A 16,890-nucleotide genomic window follows, 5' to 3' on the forward strand; every position below is an offset into this window, starting at 1 on the left:
AAAGAGAGGCAGCAAAAAGGCGGGTTACCCCGCCTCTCTCGTCAATGATGTGATCTGTACCGGACTAGGCTCAGACATCGGCCTCGTCGGGTTCCAGTTGTGGTGCTTCCTTGGTCGAAGCACGGCGCGCGATGGGCTTCTCGGTGTGACGATTTAGCTGGCGTTCCAGCTTCTGACCCAGTTCGGTGACGGCGGCGTAGAGATCCTCGTGTTCTGCCTGTGCAAACAGCTTGCCGTTGGGAACGCCGGCCTTGGCCTCGACGATATACATCAAACGCTCTTTCGAGATGATCACATGCGGTGTGATAAGAGGCACCTGAAGACGCTCGAGCTTTTCAAACCGGGATTCGATGCGCTCGCGGATAGCCGGGGTAATCTCAATGATTTTACTGGTAATTTCAATTTTCATATTGGCCCCCTTCGGGTCGTCTTGCTTGTGTCTTCACCTCCAGATTACCCATGTAGCGGGATGAATGTGTGATCTGGATCACGAAATGTCCTCTCGATTATTTAGCGAATTATAAATTGTGACCTTTTCCGGTTTCGTGCCAAAAACCGCTTGAGCTCAGCGAAACCGGCAGGCAGTATGGCGGAAGTAGAATCGTTTCTGTCCCCCCTTGGCAGCGCCTCGTGCCGACCTGATGTCTGGTCTCTGCCCCCTGGTTTCGGATTTAATTGCCCATATCTCTCCCACCCCATCGCAGACGGCATGCCGTGTGCCGGTGAAGATATGCGTTGATAGTTATCGGCTCGCAGATGTGCGGGTCGGTAACGTGGTTGTCGTGTTGGAGTCGTCAATGAAGCAGCAAGCCACTCAGCTGATGTGGTTTTATGATCGGCCACTCGGGAAATGGAGTTTGTCCGATCATCTCACCTGCCAGCCCTGGCAGGGAGAGGGGACTCACCCTTGGGCCGCAAGGCTGGCACAGGAAGATGAAGCCGGTTTCGCCGAGTTTCTCTCCCGGCTCCATGACTCGGATCAGCCCGGCCAGTTCATCGGACATCTGCAGGGTGAAGACGGCGTCATGCATCACATGCTCTGGTGCGGCCAGTATGTGCCCGCCCAGGGTCTCTGCTGTGGCTGGGTGGCGCCTCTGGACATGACGTCCCGCCTCCAGGGCACCAGCGATCCGCTGGGCACTGTCTCCCCGCGACTTCCCCTGCTGCAAGAACCCTTGCTGGCCCAGCTGGCGCAGGCGCTCTCCGCCAAGACGGGGCTCGACTTCTGCCATACCCTGGTCAACGAGCTCGCCCATATTCTGGGTGCCAGCGCGGTCTGGCTGACGGAGTGCCTCGCACGGGATCGGCTCAGGGTGTTGGCGAGCCACGGCATCGAGCTCAAGGAGTACTCCCCGGCGCAGATGCCCTGCCAGCGCCTCTATGAGCAGCATGCCGCCGGCATGGCGCCGGTGAGCGGGCGACTGCTGGAGGAGGCGGGATCCCTGCCGGGCCAATACTACTATGCCCAGCCGCTGCGGGATCGCGGCGGCCAGCTGCTGGGTCATCTGGCCCTGCTGTTCCCCGGCGAGATCCAGACCGCCGATCTGGACGCCGTGCTGACCCTCTTCTCGGCTCGCATGGCTGCCGAGTTGGAACGCCTGCACAGCGATGCCCAGCTGCGACTCTCTGCGGTTGCCTTCGAGACCCACGAAGGGATCATCATCACTGACCCTGCGTTCAAGATCCTGCGGGTCAATCATGCCTTCGGCCAGATCACCGGTTTTGACAACCAGGGCGTGATAGGCCTGCATCTGGGGGACGATCTCTGGTCCGGTCTGGGGGGGCTGGGTTACGAGCTCAGCGACCTCACGCGCTGGCAGGGGGAAACCCAGCGCCAGCACGCCGATGGCCGCGCCTATCCCCAGTGGGAAATCGTCACGCCGGTGCAGGACGACAAGGGGGAGATCAGCCACTACGTCATCTTCTTCGAGGACATTTCCGAGCGCAAGGCGGCGGAGCGCCGCATCCAGGATCTCGCCTATTACGACGAGCTGACCGGCCTGCCCAATCGCCGTCAGCTCCATGAAACCCTGGCCCAGGCCTTCATCGAGGCGAGCCGCGAGCATCTGGTCGGGGCCCTGCTGTTCATCGATCTCGATCACTTCAAGACCATCAACGACTCCCTTGGCCACGCCACCGGTGATTGGTTGCTCAAGGAGGTGGCGAGCCGCCTCAAGCGACTGGTTCGGCAGGGGGATTGCCTTGCCCGACTCGGGGGGGATGAGTTCGTCTTGCTGCTGCCGTCGCTCTCGGCCAGCCCGCCCCAGGCGGAGATGCAGGCCGACATGATTGCCGAGCGCCTGATCGGGGAGATTGCCGCTCCCTACAGCCATGGGGGTCAGGTGCTGCATATCGGGGCCAGCGTCGGCATCACCCTCTTCCCCGGTCGGGAGCAGGAGGCGGGGGACTTGCTCAAGCAGGCGGATACCGCCATGTATCAGGCGAAATCCGCGGGACGCAAGACCCGGCGCTTCTTCGACGCCTCCATGCAGTTGCAGGCCGATCGGCGCCTGCTCATTCACAACGAGCTGCGCAGTGCCCTCAACAACCAGGAATTGACGCTTCACTATCAGCCCCAGCACATGGTGGAGGGCGGGGAGTTCATCGGGGTGGAGGCGCTGATCCGCTGGCAGCCTCCCGGCCGCGCCCTGGTGTCCCCCGGTGAATTCATCCCCATCGCCGAGGAGACGGATCTCATCGTCGACATCGGCAACTGGGTATTGCACGAAGCCTGCACCCAGTACGTCTCCTGGGAGGAAAATGGCATTCACGTGCCCCAGCTGTCGGTCAATGTCAGTGCCAAGCAGTTCCATGCCCACGACTTCGTCGATCGCATTCACGACGTCCTGGCCGCGACCGGCATGGATCCTGGCTGTCTGAATCTGGAGATCACCGAATCCGTGGTGCTCGGCCACGCAGAAGACACCATCAGCAAGATGGCCGAGCTCAAGACACTCGGCATCAGCTTCGCCATCGATGACTTTGGTGCCGGTTACTCCTCCTTGAGCTACCTCAAGCGGTTGCCGGCGGATGAGCTCAAGATAGACAGATCCTTCATCCAGGACATTCCCAGGGATGGCGACAACATGGCCATCGTCGAGGCGGTGATCGCCATGGCGCGTCACATGGGCTTCAACGTGACGGCGGAGGGGGTGGAGTCGCGCCAGCAGCTGGAATTCCTGCAGGCGCAGGGCTGTCATTTCTTCCAGGGATACCTCGCCTCCAAGCCGCTGCCCGTGCCCTATCTGGAGCGTTATATCGAGCGTCTGCCGCGGCGAACGGCCTCCCTCTGCGGATAAAAATAGTGTGGCGTCGCCCCCCTGATTAGCGGGTAGAATGAGAACCATATCACCACCGCCAGCGGGCGGTGGTTCTGCCTCTCAAGGGAGTACGCTATTCGTGAAAGCCGTCTGGGGAATCATCGTATCGGCGCTGTGCGCATCGGGGCCGGTGGCACCGGTCTTCGCGCAAACCATGGAACAGTCCCTCTACCGTCAGGCCTATGATGCGGTGCGCGCCGATGATCAGGCCCGTTTCCAGCAAATTCGTTCCCGCCTGACCCACTATCCTCTGCTGCCCTACCTGGATTACTACCAGCTGGCTTTCCGGCCAGGGGCGGCGGACTATGACGATGTGACCCGCTTCATCCGCCAGCACGGGGATACTCCCCAGTCCAACCGGCTGGAGCGCAGTTATCTCACCTATCTGGCCCAGAGCCAGCAGTGGTCCCAATTCCTGCGTTTCTATCCAACTAAGCCCAGCTCCACCGATCTGCTCTGCCAGCACTATCAGGCCCGCTATTACACCGGGCAGCGGCAAGAGGCGCTGCGGGAGGCGGGCAAGCTCTGGCTGAGCGGGCAATCCAGGCCGGATGCGTGTGATCCCCTGTTCGATCTCTGGCAACAGGCGGGGTTGCGCACCCAGGACAAGATCTGGCAGCGCATGCAGCTCGCGTTCGAGGCGCAGAACCCCAACCTCATCCGCCACCTCGGTGCCCAGCTGGGGGGGAACCTGAAACCCTATGGGGATCAGATGATCGCCCTCTATGAGCAGCCGGCCCGGGCGATGAATCCGGCCTATTTCACGACGGCATCCCAATCCAGGCATCTGCTCGCCCTCGGCCTTGCGCGTTACGCCAACCAGGAACCCGAGGCGGTGCTGCGCCAGCTGGGGGAGATGAAGCGCCGCTTTGGTCTCAACCAGACCGAGGTCAGCAGCGTGGAGCGGGCCGCCGCCCGTCGCCTGTTGCTGGACAGATCCACCGCCCAGCGTGGCTGGCTGGATGCGACCCTGGTGCGGATGAAGGATGCGGAGCTGCTGGAACTCAGAGCCCGTCTCGCCATCTGGGAGCTGGATTGGCGTGGCCTCTCGGGCTGGGTCAAGAAGATGCCCATGGGCTCACAGAAGGAGGACCGCTGGCGCTACTGGATGGCTCGTTCGCTGGAAGTGCAGGGTCAGCAGAAGGCGGCGAGGGATCTCTATCTCGAGACCGCCAATCTGCGCGGCTTCTACGGCTTCATGGCGGCCCAGCGCACCGGTGTGCCCTATCGCATGAAAAACCAGAGTTCGGGGCTCAAGGTACCGGACTGGCGTACGGCGAGCAGTCGCTGGCCCTTCCTGCTGCGGGTGCGCGAGCTGCTGGCCATGAACGAGATCACGGCGGCACGTTCTGAGTGGATCCACAACATGGATCGCAACACGGTGGCCCAGCGCATCGAATTTGGTCACATCGCCCTCAATCAGGGTTGGCATGAGCTGGCGATCCTCTCCAGCATCCGGGCCGAGGCCTGGGATGCGCTGGACTTGCGCTTCCCCTTGCCACTCAAGCGCACCTTCTCCCAGATGGCCCAGGAGCGCACCATGAACACCAGCCTGCTCTACGCCATCTCCCGTCAGGAGAGCGCGCTCTACCCGCTGGCGCAGTCTCCCGTGGGTGCACGAGGCCTGATGCAACTGATGCCGGCCACCGCGAAGGAGACCGCCAGCAAGCTGGGGGTGCCTTATCGCAACGAGCAGCAGCTGTTCGATCCGACCATGAACATCCGCCTTGGCAGCGCCTATCTCAAGCGCCTGCTGGATGTCTATGACGGCAACCGGATCCTGGCGGCCGCCGCCTACAATGCGGGTCCTGGCCGGGTCAAACGCTGGCGGGAGCAGAGTGCGGACAAACCGATGGATGTCTGGGTGGAGAGCATTCCCTACCGGGAGACGCGCAACTACGTCCAGAACGTGCTCTCCTTCGATCTCATCTATCAGCACAAGCTGCAGCAGCCTCTGCGCTTCATGTCCGAGCGGGAGCTGAATCACACCTACTGACACGAGGAGGCCGTCGCCGTGGCGGCTGCCTCCCATTGTTCCCCCAAAATGGTTATCATCCCTTAAGATTTTGTTACAAAAGGAAACCTGCCAGGTGATCGGGCGCCACGTCTTGGTCTGACAGGTTCGATATAATGCCCCGATCAACACCTACAGGCTTCACAACCAAGGAATTGAGAGTGGCAACGATCAAAGACGTTTCTCAGCTGGCTAATGTGTCCATTTCGACGGTGTCGCGCGTCATCAACAACACGGCGCAGGTCGCCCCCGAGAAGCGTGAGGCCGTGCTGGCGGCCATGAAGGAGCTGAGTTTCCGCCCCAACAGCTTCGCTCAGGCACTGGTGAGCAAACGTTCCAATTGCATCGGCGTGCTGGTGGGGGATCTCTGCGGGGGCCCCTTCTTCGCCCAGATGATGCGCGGTATCGAGAGCGTGGTCGATCAGGCCAACAAGTTCACCATCGTTGTCTCCGGCAACCACGATGCGGCCCGTGAGCGCCACGCTATCCAGGCCCTGTTGCAGCGCCAGTGCGATGCCCTGATCCTGCACAGCAAGGCGCTGCCGGACGAAGAGCTGAGCGAGCTGGCGGCGGGGTCCACCCCCATCGTCTTCATCAACCGCCAGGTGCCGGGCTGCGAGGATCGCTGTGTCTGGCTGGACAACCAGGCGGGGATCACCACGGCGTGCCAGCATCTGCTGGATGCGGGACACCGCAAGATTGCCTTTGTCACCTCGGACGATGAAGACTTCGTCGACGGTCAGCAGCGGATGGCGGGCTATCGCGTCGCTCTGCAGCGGGCGGGCATCGAGCTGGATCCTTCTCTCATCGGTCGCGCCTTTGCCGACGAGAAGGGCGGTTATGTGGCCATGGGCGAACTGCTGGAGCGGGGTGTCGAATTCAGCGCCGTGCTCGGCTTCAACGATGCCATGGTGGCGGGGGCCATCTCCTGTCTGCTGGAGCGGGGCTACAAGATACCGCAGCAGGTGTCCGTGGTCGGTTTCGATGACATTCCCTATGCCCGCTACATCTACCCCAAGCTCACCACGGTGCGCTATCCCATCGAGGAGATGGGGGAGCGGGCCGCCGAGCTCGCGTTGCGGCTGCTCGATCACAAACCCGCAGACGGCTTGGTCCTGAAGTTTGAAGCCGAGCTGGTGAGTCGGGAGTCCGTCGCCTGAGAGAAGGTTGGCCCCAACTGGGCCGACTTTTTTGCATCGAATTGAAAGCGCTTTCAGAAATCCTTTTCAACTGTGATCGGCTTCAAAGCTTTTTGCCCGCGCTGCCACTAGCATAGGCCCCACGAATTAGGAGCGTGCGCTCCCGATTTTCCCGCTGTGGGAGGTAACTGGTTAATCCAGCTATTTCCTTCGTTACTTTCGACGGTCATCATACGATGGCCGTTTTTTTTTTGCCGAGATGTTAGCGATGACGACAAAGCCTGAATATCAGACGGGGATAGTGGGAGCGGGTTGGCTGGGATGGCCGCTGGCGAAGACGCTGCAGGAGCGGGGTCAATCGGTCGCGGTGACGGTAAGCTCGGCCGAGAAGGCCGCGCGGCTATGCGCCGAGGGCATCGACGCCTGGTCCGTGCGACTGGCCCCCGACATGGCGGAACCCTTGCCCTTTCGCTGTCATGAGCTGGTGGTCTGCGTGCCACCGAGCAAGACCGAGGATTACCCGGCCGCGCTGACCAGACTCTGCCAGCTGGCCCTGGAGGCGGGCACGCAAAGGGTGCTGTTCATCGGCGCCACCTCGGTGTGGCGTCCAGGACAGACGGAAGCAGAGTCGCCGCGTCCGCTCCATGAGCGGGGGGAGCGGATGCTGGCCGCCGAGCGAGCCGTGCTGGCCGCCGGGTTTGAGTGCGCCATGGTGCTGCGCCCCGCCGGCCTCTATGGGCCGGACAGGCATCCCGGTCGCTTCCTCGCGGGCAAGACGTTGGCGGGGGGAGGGCAGGCAGTGAACCTGGTGCATCTGGACGACGTCATCGCCGCCTGTGTGCTGATGCTGGACAAGGGAGAGGATGGGGATGCCTACAACCTGAGCGCCCCCGTCCACCCGCGCCGGGAACAGCTCTATCCCTTCGCGTCCCGCCTGCTCGGGCTGACGCCGCCGCTCTTTACCGAGCCTCGCGGCGACTTTGCTCCCATCGAGGGGCAGCGGATCTGCGAGCGGCTCGGCTTCGTCTATCGCTGGCCCGATCCCGCCCACTGGTTTGCGGATCCGGCAGCACAATAAGGAGGGGAATCGGTGGGGCTCAATATTATCTGCTATGCCCCATCTGCCCGGCGCGCGTCCGCTTCGGGGCAATCGCGATTTGCCAAGGGCAGGCTCCCCCCCTATCATGCCGCATCCATAGTGAGTGTGTGGCCATGATGCGGGCCGGATGACGTCAATAACATCCTGCATCGTGGCACCTTTCCCCACATCATAGAGAGCCGTAATGATGGTCGATACCCTGCGTCACCCCGATGGTGAACTGTTGCTGAGAACCCTGGCGATGCCAGCCGATACCAACCCCAATGGCGATATCTTCGGGGGCTGGATCATGTCCCAGATGGATATAGGTGGGGGCATCATGGCCAAGGAGCTGGCAAAGGGGCGCATCTGTACCGTCTCGGTCGAGGGCATGACCTTCCACAGCCCTGTCAAGGTCGGAGACGTGGTGTGCTGCTACGGGCGTTGCCTGAAGGTGGGACGCAGCTCCATGCGGCTGAAGCTGGAGGTCTGGGTCAAACCGGTGCTGCGGGAGAACGAAGCCCAGCGTTACTGCGTGACCGAAGGGGTATTTACCTATGTCGCCATCGACGATCAGGGGAAATCCCGGCCCGTGCCGGTCTGATCCGGTTCAGGCAAGCCGGGCGCTGATAATGGATATTTCCTGCTCAAGCCCGGTTTTTTGCCGTATCATGCGCTCCAGCATCTCTTCCGAGCCGACGCACTGGAAGGTGTCGAACAGGCAGAGATCGCACTGGGGATCCCGCCTGATCTGATAGATGGTGGAAAGCTCCACTTGATGACAAGTTCCTTGTTGATCGTAAAATGTCACGCAGTACTGGTGCTGTCTCGCCATTGCGGGATCCCTCATGGATGAGTCGGGCCGGACACGAATAATGAGACTAGTCGGCGTTCATGACATTTGTGATGGTCGTGGCGCCTTGCAGAGGCAGGTGGTTGTTAGCCAATGAAAAATAGTTATCGCATTCTGGGGACCTCCCTGCTGACGCTGGGGCTGGTCGGCTGTTTCGAGGTGCCGGATCAGGATCATCTGGTGACGGCGGCGGGCATAGTGCCCGGCATGAGCTGTAACAAACCACCGCTGGTGGCACTGGCATCCACTGCTTTACCTCGAGAATTTGGCATTACCGTCTGGAATCTGTACAAAGGGCAGCGTAAAAACTGGCAGGAAGGGCTGGATGAGTATGCCAAATCCCAGGATCTGGTGCTACTGCAAGAGTCCGCCACCCGGCCCGAGATGCTGGACTGGCTGAAGCGCGGGGACTTCCAGTGGCAACAGCTGCAGGCCTTCACCCAGGGCGGTGTCTCCTTCGGGGTGATGACGGTGGCCAAGACGCCCCAGGCCTTCGTCTGCGGCGTGCGCTCCCCCGAGCCCCTGCTGCGCATCCCCAAGTCCGGTCTGGTGAGCCTCTATCCCCTGCAGGGGGATCCGGATGGCGTACTGGTGGTGAACCTGCATGCGGTCAACTTCGAACTCGGCATGGCGACCTTCCGCGAGCAGATCAACGACCTGACCGCGCTGGTCCATCGCCACCAAGGGCCGGTGATCCTGGCCGGGGATTTCAACACCTGGAGCGACAAGCGGGAATACTGGCTGAACAAGCTGGTGGGCGAACTCGGTCTGCAGGAGGCCATCCCGGTGCCGGACTTGCGCCGTACCGCCTTCGGCCGCCCGCTGGATCACCTCTACTACCGCAATCTGGATCTGGTGGAGGTGAGCTCGCCGGCTACCGATGCCTCGGATCACAATCCCATCATGGCGCGCTTCGCGGCCCAGGCCATTACACCCTAAGGCTCGCCGGATGGCAGACAAAAAAATACCCCGCACCAGGCGGGGTATTTTTTTATCCGGCTTCAGCCATCAGCTGTTGTTCTTCACGAACAGGGTCAGCTCCTGGCCCGGCTTGAGGTAGTCGCTCTTGCCAAGCTGGTTCCAGCGCATCACATCGTTGACGGCGACCTGGAAGCGGGCTGCGATGGAGGAGAGCGAGTCTCCGCGGCGCACCTGATAGACCATGGACTTGTTGCTGCCCTTGCCCTGCTTCGGCCAGACCACCAGCTTCATGCCAGGCTTCAGGGCCGACTTGGCGTTCAGGCCGTTCCACTTGGCCAGATCGGCGTGGGTGACCCCGTGCGCTTGGCTGATGCTCCACAGGTTGTCGCCGGAGCGCACCTGATACTGGATCTTGTTGCCACCGGTGCTGGCGAGCTGCTGCGGCTTGCTCTGGGCGGCCTGGCTCACCATGGCCTTGCCGCCATTGGGGATGATCAGGCTCTGGCCACGGCGCAGGTTGTTGCTGCGCAGGTTGTTGGCCAGCTTGAGCTGCTGCACGCTCACCCCGTGATTCTGGGCGATGCGGGACAGGGTATCCCCGCTGGTAACCTGATAGGAGCGCACGCCACGGCTGCGTTCACGCTGGGGCAGATCGGCCAGGGCCAGCTCCAGGGTGTCGGCATACTCGACGGGCACCAACAGGTTGTAGGGGCCGCGGGGCGAGGTCATGCCACGCTTGAGCGCGGGATTGAGTGCCTTCAGCTGGGAGGCCGAAACCCCTGCCAGTTGCGCCGCCACGTTCAGATCGATCTGGCCACCGGTGTTGATGGTCCGCAGTTGCGGCTTGTTGGCCAGCACCGGCAGGGTGACATCGTACTTGTCCGCGTTGCGGATCATGTCGGCCATGGCCAAGATCTTGGGCACATACATCCGGGTCTCGCGGGGCAAGTCCAGGGACCAGTAGTCGGTCGGTCGACCGGCCTTCTGGTTGCGGATGATGGCGTTGCGCACCCGGCCTTCACCTGCGTTGTAGGCGGCCATGGTCTGTAGCCAGTCACCGTCGAAGAAACGGTTCAGGTACTCCAGATAGTCCAGCGCGGCGTTGGTGGACGCAATCACATCGCGACGACCGTCATACCAGTTGTCGTGGCGCAGGCCAAAGTTCTTGCCGGTCGCAGGAACGAACTGCCAAAGACCGACCGCATTGCTGCGGGAGCGGGCATTGGGATCGAACATGCTCTCGATCATGGGGATGGTAATAAGCTCCATTGGCAGCTCACGCCGTTCGATTTCCTCTACCATCAGATACAGGTAGGGCTCAGCCCGGCTGGCAATGGTCGCCATATGCTTATCATTACGCAGTAACCAATCACGCTGCTGGCGGACTCGGGCATTATCGTGCGAGTCCAGCTGCATATCGTCGCTGATACGCACCCACAGGTTATCGGTGTCATCCATCTCTTCTAACTGCTCGTCGCCGAACAGCATTCTGGAAGAGTGTTTCTTGTACGTTTTCTTGCTGACTTGGGGGGATTTGATCGGCTCGATTGCCGTTACCGCCCGGTCATCCTGATGGCTCAGGTTTTGACAGCCGCTGAGAAACAGCGCCGCCAATAAGGCCGTTCGTAGCTTCATCTCGCTCAGGTCATATTGGAAAAACAGCCCGCATCATAAGGGGCAACCGCCCCCTGATCAAGGTTTGTTCAAAAAACGTCCTTCCAGCGACGCAAGGTGGCGAAGGTATCCTCTGGATTTTCCAAGCATTTCAGGGCGTATTTTTCAGCAGAAAATTTCACTGAGTCCTGCTCGCAGCGGATAAATACGTTGAAATGGCGTTCATCTCCCAGACGGGAGGGGAGACTCGGCAGACCCTGTTGGCGCAGCTTGCTGATCAGCCCGATCTGGCGCTGGATCGCCGGGTTGTCCGGCTCCACTGCGTGAGCGAAACGCAGGTTGGAGAGGGTGTACTCGTGGGCACAGTAGAGGAGGGTGTCGTCGGGCAGGGCCGCCAGCCGTTGCAAGGAGGCGTACATCTGGGCCGGGGTGCCTTCAAACAGACGGCCGCAACCGGCGGAGAACAGGGTATCGCCGCAAAACAGCATGCCGTTGCCGTAATAGGCGATGTGACCAAGGGTGTGGCCGGGGACGTGCATGACCTCCAGGCTCAGGCCATGCCAGCCGATCTGGTCGCCATCTTCCAGCCACTGACCCTGATGATCCGGCATGGGATCATGTTTGGGGCCATACAGGCGGGCGTGGGGGAATTGGCCGAGCAGTTCGCCCACGCCACCCACATGATCTTTGTGATGGTGAGTCAGCAGGATGGCATCGAGCTCCAGCCCCAGGGCCTCGAGCCGTGCCAGCACGGGCGCAGCCTCGCCCGGATCGACAACCAGGCAGTGATTTTCGTGTCGGATCAACCAGATGTAGTTGTCGTTGAAAGCGGGAATTGTGATGACGCTATACATGGGTCGGTGTCTCTTGCTGTTCTCTTTGTGGAAGGGATCTTATATAACAGGATGGCATTCGCACCCCGGATTGGTCCCATTATGCAGCTGGCTCGTACCGAACAACAGATCGCGATCCCGACCAGCTGGTCGATGCTGCCCATGGGCGACTGGGTGGCCGCCGAACTGCAGGAGCGCCTCGATAACTGGTGCCCGCATCTGTTTGGCTATCACCTGCTGAAAATTGGCGCCCTGAGCGCCGAACTCTCCTGCGGCAACTCCTCCATTCGCCACCAGGTAGGCATCGCCCCCGAAGGGAGGGCGCTGGACATGGTGGGGGATCCTCTCGCCCTGCCGGTGCGCAGTGCCAGCGTGGATGCCTGCCTGCTCGCCCACTGTCTCGATTTTTCCCAGGATCCCCATCAGGTGTTGCGCGAGGCCGAGCGGGTGCTGACCGACGATGGCTGGCTCATCGTCAGCGGCTACAACCCCGCGAGTCTGGTGGGGCTCGGCCATTATGTGCCCTTCATGCGCCAGCACCTGCCCTGGTCGGCACGGATGTTTACCCCGGCCCGGGTGACGGACTGGTTGCAACTGCTGGGGTGTGAGGTGATGTTCGACGAGCGTTTCGGCTTCTCCTTCATGGGCAGGCAGAGCCGGGTAGCTTGGTGGCGGGAGAGCCTGGGGCGGGACTATTGCCGTTCCCTGGCGTCTGTCTATGTCATCGCCGCCCGCAAGCGGCGCTTCCCCATCACGCCGGTACGCCGCCGTTGGCGTCTGCCAAACTCGATGGCGGCACCGGGGATGGCGCGCCAGGGCGGATAAGCCGCCACTCAGGTCGAGTCGCGGCAGGGGATCTTTGCCCTGATGCTCAGGGCTGATAGCCGGTGTCTTCGGCCAGCTGCTTGCCGCTCGCCGCATCCCGGGCCAGTTCGTCGCAGCGTTCGTTCTCCGGGTGGCCGGAGTGACCCTTGACCCAGAGCCATTCGATCTGGTGGCGTGCCACTTCCGCATCCAGCGCCTGCCAGAGATCGACGTTCTTGACCGGTTGACGGTTGGCCGTCATCCAGCCTTTCTTCTTCCAGCCGATGATCCATTGGGTGATCCCCTGGCGCACATACTGGCTGTCGGTGGTGAGTCTGACCTGGCAGGGCTCATTGAGGGCACGCAGCCCCATGATGGCCGCCATCAGCTCCATCCGGTTGTTGGTGGTGAGGCGGTAACCCCCCGCCAGCTCCTTGCGATGCTTGCCATAGACCATGACGGCGCCATAACCGCCGGGGCCCGGGTTGCCGAGGCAGGAACCATCCGTAAATAAATCAATCTGTTTTAACATGAGCAATCAATCTGTTTTAGGCAGAGCCTTGGGGTAAACTAGCGAGCAAAGCTGAAGTTTGACATAGATTGGATCATGAGCACACCCCAACTGAATCGCCAGATCATTCTGGATACTGAAACCACAGGTATGAACACGGCAGGCGGTCCCGTCTACCTCGGCCACCGCATCATCGAGATCGGCTGTGTGGAGGTGATCAACCGCAAGCTGACCGGCAACCATTTCCATGTCTATATCAAACCGGATCGGCTGGTGGACCCCGAGGCCATCGCGGTGCACGGCATCACGGATGCCTTCCTGGCGGACAAACCCGCGTTCAGCCAGATAGCGGACGACTTCATCGCGTTCATTCGCGGCGCCGAGCTCATCGCCCACAATGCGCCTTTCGACGTGAGCTTCATGGACTACGAGTTCAGCAAGCTCGGCCTGGGTTTCAAGACGGCGGACATCTGCGGCATCACGGATACCCTGGCGATGGCGCGGGATCTCTTCCCCGGCAAGCGCAACAACCTGGACGTCCTGTGCGATCGCTACGGCATCGACAACTCTCACCGTACCCTGCACGGGGCCTTGTTGGATGCGGAGATCCTGGCGGACGTCTACCTGCTGATGACCGGTGGCCAGACCAAGCTCAATCTGGCCAGCGAGAGCAGTGAAAGCGACAGCAATCAAGACACCAGCATTCGCCGACTGGCGGACGATAGAGCCCCTCTGCGGGTGATCCGCGCCAGCGACGAGGTGGTCGCGACCCATGAGTCGCGCCTCGATCTGGTGCAAAAAAAGGGAGGAGCCTGCCTGTGGCGGCAATGAGCAGATTCTGGGGCAGCCTGCTGTTGCTGGCTTCGTGCGGAGTAGCGGCCAACGAGGTGTTTGCCCCTTCCGATGTCCCCTTGCTCGACAACCGGTTTCGCATCGATTACGGGGTGAAGGAGATTACCTTCATCATCAAACGTCAGCCGGGTACCCCCTCGGTGATCCTGGTGCGGCCCGATGGCAGCAAGCTCTACGCGGGCAAGGTGGCCCCTCCCGATGTGGGCTGGCTGGCACTGCCACAGCAGGATCTCGTCACCGTGCGTGATCCCATGCCGGGCCCCTGGCAGGCCATCGGCGCGGTGGATCCGGACAACCGGGTACGCCTGTTGACCGATATCCGGCTTGAGAGCAAGCCGCTGCCGGCCCGTCTCTATCAGGGGGAGCGCATCAAGCTCGAATCCCGCCTGCTGATCGATGGCGCGGCTCCCGATGCTGGCTACTACCTCACGGATCTCGGCATGACGGTGCGGCTGCAGCAATTTGGCGACGACAGCCAGAGCGGGGAACCCGTGCTGGAGGAGACGCTCGGACACTATCTCGATGACGGCAAGGGGCTCGATGAGCGGCCAGGGGACGGTATCCTGACCGCCGAGGCGGTGGTGGAGGTGCCGGCGGGCAAGTACCGTGCGCTCTACAGCACGGGCAATCAGGTGTTCACCCGCGCCCAGTCACAGCAGGTTCTGCTTTATCCCATGCCGGTGAGCTATACCCTGACGACGCCCTCGGGTGAGGCGGGGGCCAGTATCGCCCTGCACATCGACGGGGAGGAGCTGGATCCTGCGTCCGTGGTCATCCAGGGCAAGGCGGCGAGCGCGACCGGGGAGCGACAGGTTTTCAATGCCGTGGCGAGCGGCCCTGACGTGCGCATCGATCTGTCCGGGCTCAAGGCGATGGGACAATACAAGGTGGAGACCACTCTGTTTGGTACGACCCGCCTCGGACGCGAGATCCAGCTGCAGCTGCCGGTCAAGTCGTTCAACATCTTGCCGGTGCTGGCCCCCACGCCTTCTGCCGCGCCGGCGCCCAAGCCGGTCAAGTTCGAGGAGCGAGAGAGCCGTGCCTGGCTGCCCTGGGCCCTCGGTGGCGGGGCCGTGCTCCTGCTTCTGCTGGGAGGCGCCGGTTTCCTGTTGCTGCAAAAACGTCGCACCCTGCACAAGGCGATGGCCGCGCAGAAGGCGCAAAGCGACAATGCCGCCCCCCCTGTGCCCAAGCTGGATCTGAACCTGCCGCAGCAGTAAGGTCTGTTTGCGAAAAAGCCGCCCGATGGGCGGCTTTTTCATTGCGCGTTTCAGAAGGTCTCAATGTTCCCCGAGGTAGGTGTCCTTGTATTGATCGCGGATCTCGAGGAACTTGTCCAGGTTGGCCAGCATCAGATCCACCAGCTGGGGGTCGAAGTGCTGACCACGCTCGGCTTCGATCAGCGCCAGCACCTGATCCTGTGGCCAGGCTTTCTTGTAGCAGCGATCCGATCCCAGGGCGTCGAACACATCGGCCAGAGCGACGATGCGCCCCTCCAGCGGGATGGCCTCGCCGCCGAGCCCACGGGGGTAGCCGCTGCCGTTCCATTTCTCGTGGTGGCTGCCGGCGATGGTGGCACCTATCTGGAACAGCGCCAGATCGCTGCCGGAGAGCATGTCCTGCCCGAGCTGGGCATGGGTCTTCATGATCTCCCACTCCTCGGGGGTGAGTTTGCCCGGTTTGTGCAAGATGGCGTCGGGAATGCCCACCTTGCCGATGTCGTGCAGGGGGGAGGCGCGCTTGATGAGCTCGCAGCGCTCCTCCTGCATGCCGAGCAACTGGCAGAACAGCTCGGTATAGAGCGCCACCCGCTTGACGTGCAGGCCGGACTCCTTGGAGCGGGTCTCCACCAGCTCGCCGATGCGATAGATGATCTCCCGCTGGTTGTCGCCGATCACCTCGTTGAGCCGGATGTTCTCCAGCGCCACTATGATGTTTTCGGTGAACAGGCTCAGCAGGCCGGTATCCATCTGGTTGAGGGGGCGGCTGGTCTCGATGTGGAACAGGAGGTGGTGGCGGGCATTCTGGCAGTAGAGCACCAGCTGGTTGCCGTCGTAGACGTTGGCTCCCTTGGTCATGGCGTGACGCAGTATGGCCGGCGCCTCGCTAAGACGCAGGGCGGGGCCGTCGCTGAGCAGGGGCTCGAGCACCTGATCCCGCACCTCGTAGGCCAGATGCTTCACGTCGTAGATCTGGGACTCTTCCAGATTGAGCAGGGCGCTGAGCTGGGTCTGGGCGCCCTCGACAAACTGGCGCAGGGCTCGCTGCTCGAAGATCCCCTTGGAGGCCTCGATCACCTTCTCCAGTCCCTGGCGGTTGCTCTCCAGCGCACGAATGTCCCGATAGGAGCGCAGGCTGGCCCGCAGCAAGGTGCGCAGCTTCTGGGAGGTGAGCTCGGTCTTGTCCTTGTAATCGTTGATATCGTAGTTGGCGACGACGTCATCTTCCGGCGCCTGCCCGGGCTGACCGGTACGCAGCACGATGCGCACCATCTTGTTTTGCAGCTCCCCCCGCACGAACTTCACCACCTCCAGACCGGCATGGTCGGCCTCCATGACCACGTCCAGCAGCAGGAGGGCGAGATCCGGGGTGTTGGCGAGCAGGGCTTTGGCCTCGGCGGCCGAGTAGGCATGCAAGAAGTCGATGGGTTTGCCGTCGAATTCGAACTTGCTCAGGGTGATCTTGGTGATGCGATGCACTTCGGGCTCATCGTCCACGATCATCACCTTCCAGCCGGGAAGGGGGGGACTGGGCTGCTCCAGATCGTCGTCATCAATAATCAGGATTTGATCATCCATTATGCAATCCTGTCTTGGGTTCTGTGCTTACCTTAACTGCTTCACTCAGGATAGGAAACGGATTGATAAACAAATTATGATCCCGCTTCCTTCTCTTTATTCCAGCGGTTGTTGCGCCGCTGGCCCGCCATGAAAAACGCCTCCACGAAGGGA

The 16,890-nt window shown here is 61.6% G+C and carries 15 protein-coding genes; 9 read left to right on the forward strand and 6 right to left on the reverse strand.

The genetic code is table 11. The annotated features are described in order from the left end of the window. Window positions 1-70: 70 nt before the first annotated feature. Window positions 71-409 (reverse strand): ribosome hibernation-promoting factor, HPF/YfiA family, encoded by a 339-nt coding sequence (gene hpf / locus ACW5W7_RS13105; protein WP_349921614.1) that lies wholly within the window; start codon window positions 407-409, stop codon window positions 71-73. Window positions 410-797: 388 nt separating this feature from the next. Between hpf and ACW5W7_RS13110 the strand changes: the two genes are divergently transcribed. From ACW5W7_RS13110 to yciA, 5 genes are all read left to right on the forward strand, one after another. After that, entirely contained in the window at window positions 798-3,299 is a 2,502-nt protein-coding gene (locus ACW5W7_RS13110) for a putative bifunctional diguanylate cyclase/phosphodiesterase (RefSeq protein ID WP_456502002.1), read from the forward strand. Window positions 3,300-3,399: 100 nt separating this feature from the next. After that, on the forward strand, window positions 3,400-5,316 hold the full coding sequence (locus ACW5W7_RS13115) for a transglycosylase SLT domain-containing protein (RefSeq protein WP_349921616.1): 1,917 nt from the start codon (window positions 3,400-3,402) through the stop codon (window positions 5,314-5,316). 179 nt (window positions 5,317-5,495) lie between these two features. Continuing rightward, window positions 5,496-6,494, forward strand: coding sequence for a LacI family DNA-binding transcriptional regulator (locus tag ACW5W7_RS13120; RefSeq protein ID WP_349921617.1), 999 nt, complete (start codon window positions 5,496-5,498; stop codon window positions 6,492-6,494). Window positions 6,495-6,741: 247 nt separating this feature from the next. Then, window positions 6,742-7,551 (forward strand): NAD-dependent epimerase/dehydratase family protein, encoded by an 810-nt coding sequence (locus tag ACW5W7_RS13125; protein WP_456502003.1) that lies wholly within the window; start codon window positions 6,742-6,744, stop codon window positions 7,549-7,551. Between the two features lie 205 nt (window positions 7,552-7,756). Then, the gene (gene yciA / locus ACW5W7_RS13130) at window positions 7,757-8,155 is read left to right on the forward strand and encodes an acyl-CoA thioester hydrolase YciA (protein ID WP_349921619.1); all 399 of its coding nucleotides are present in this window, start codon (window positions 7,757-7,759) and stop codon (window positions 8,153-8,155) included. A gap of 6 nt (window positions 8,156-8,161) precedes the next feature. On the opposite strand, the gene ACW5W7_RS13135 is transcribed toward yciA, so the two are convergent. Then, window positions 8,162-8,386 (reverse strand): hypothetical protein, encoded by a 225-nt coding sequence (locus ACW5W7_RS13135; protein ID WP_349921620.1) that lies wholly within the window; start codon window positions 8,384-8,386, stop codon window positions 8,162-8,164. Between the two features lie 111 nt (window positions 8,387-8,497). Between ACW5W7_RS13135 and ACW5W7_RS13140 the strand changes: the two genes are divergently transcribed. After that, the gene (locus tag ACW5W7_RS13140; RefSeq protein WP_349921621.1) at window positions 8,498-9,343 is read left to right on the forward strand and encodes an endonuclease/exonuclease/phosphatase family protein; all 846 of its coding nucleotides are present in this window, start codon (window positions 8,498-8,500) and stop codon (window positions 9,341-9,343) included. A 69-nt stretch (window positions 9,344-9,412) separates the two neighbouring features. Here the strand turns inward: ACW5W7_RS13140 and ACW5W7_RS13145 are convergent, their stop codons facing one another. Together ACW5W7_RS13145 and gloB are read right to left on the reverse strand one after the other, a co-directional pair. Next, window positions 9,413-10,960 (reverse strand): LysM peptidoglycan-binding domain-containing protein, encoded by a 1,548-nt coding sequence (locus ACW5W7_RS13145; RefSeq protein WP_456502004.1) that lies wholly within the window; start codon window positions 10,958-10,960, stop codon window positions 9,413-9,415. 68 nt (window positions 10,961-11,028) lie between these two features. Further along, the gene (gloB, locus tag ACW5W7_RS13150; RefSeq protein ID WP_434666780.1) at window positions 11,029-11,793 is read right to left on the reverse strand and encodes a hydroxyacylglutathione hydrolase; all 765 of its coding nucleotides are present in this window, start codon (window positions 11,791-11,793) and stop codon (window positions 11,029-11,031) included. An 81-nt stretch (window positions 11,794-11,874) separates the two neighbouring features. Between gloB and ACW5W7_RS13155 the strand changes: the two genes are divergently transcribed. After that, the gene (locus tag ACW5W7_RS13155; RefSeq protein ID WP_434666783.1) at window positions 11,875-12,597 is read left to right on the forward strand and encodes a methyltransferase domain-containing protein; all 723 of its coding nucleotides are present in this window, start codon (window positions 11,875-11,877) and stop codon (window positions 12,595-12,597) included. A 46-nt stretch (window positions 12,598-12,643) separates the two neighbouring features. Here the strand turns inward: ACW5W7_RS13155 and rnhA are convergent, their stop codons facing one another. Then, a complete protein-coding gene (rnhA, locus tag ACW5W7_RS13160) occupies window positions 12,644-13,108 on the reverse strand; it encodes a ribonuclease HI (RefSeq protein ID WP_349921625.1) in 465 nt (154 codons plus the stop codon). Window positions 13,109-13,183: 75 nt separating this feature from the next. Here rnhA and dnaQ point away from each other — a divergent pair, with 75 nt between their 5' ends. Both dnaQ and ACW5W7_RS13170 read left to right on the forward strand, forming a co-directional pair. Further along, the gene (gene dnaQ, locus ACW5W7_RS13165) at window positions 13,184-13,918 is read left to right on the forward strand and encodes a DNA polymerase III subunit epsilon (protein WP_349921626.1); all 735 of its coding nucleotides are present in this window, start codon (window positions 13,184-13,186) and stop codon (window positions 13,916-13,918) included. Beyond that, complete coding sequence (locus tag ACW5W7_RS13170) at window positions 13,915-15,159, forward strand: TIGR03503 family protein (protein WP_456502005.1); 1,245 nt, start codon at window positions 13,915-13,917, stop codon at window positions 15,157-15,159. The genes dnaQ and ACW5W7_RS13170 overlap by 4 nt, the downstream gene beginning before the upstream one ends. Window positions 15,160-15,219: 60 nt before the next feature. Here ACW5W7_RS13170 and ACW5W7_RS13175 read toward each other — a convergent pair whose 3' ends face one another. Further along, window positions 15,220-16,737, reverse strand: a complete 1,518-nt coding sequence (locus ACW5W7_RS13175; protein WP_456502006.1) for an HD domain-containing phosphohydrolase — start codon at window positions 16,735-16,737, stop codon at window positions 15,220-15,222. Window positions 16,738-16,890 lie beyond the last annotated feature (153 nt).

The organism is Aeromonas intestinalis, from assembly GCF_054052485.1.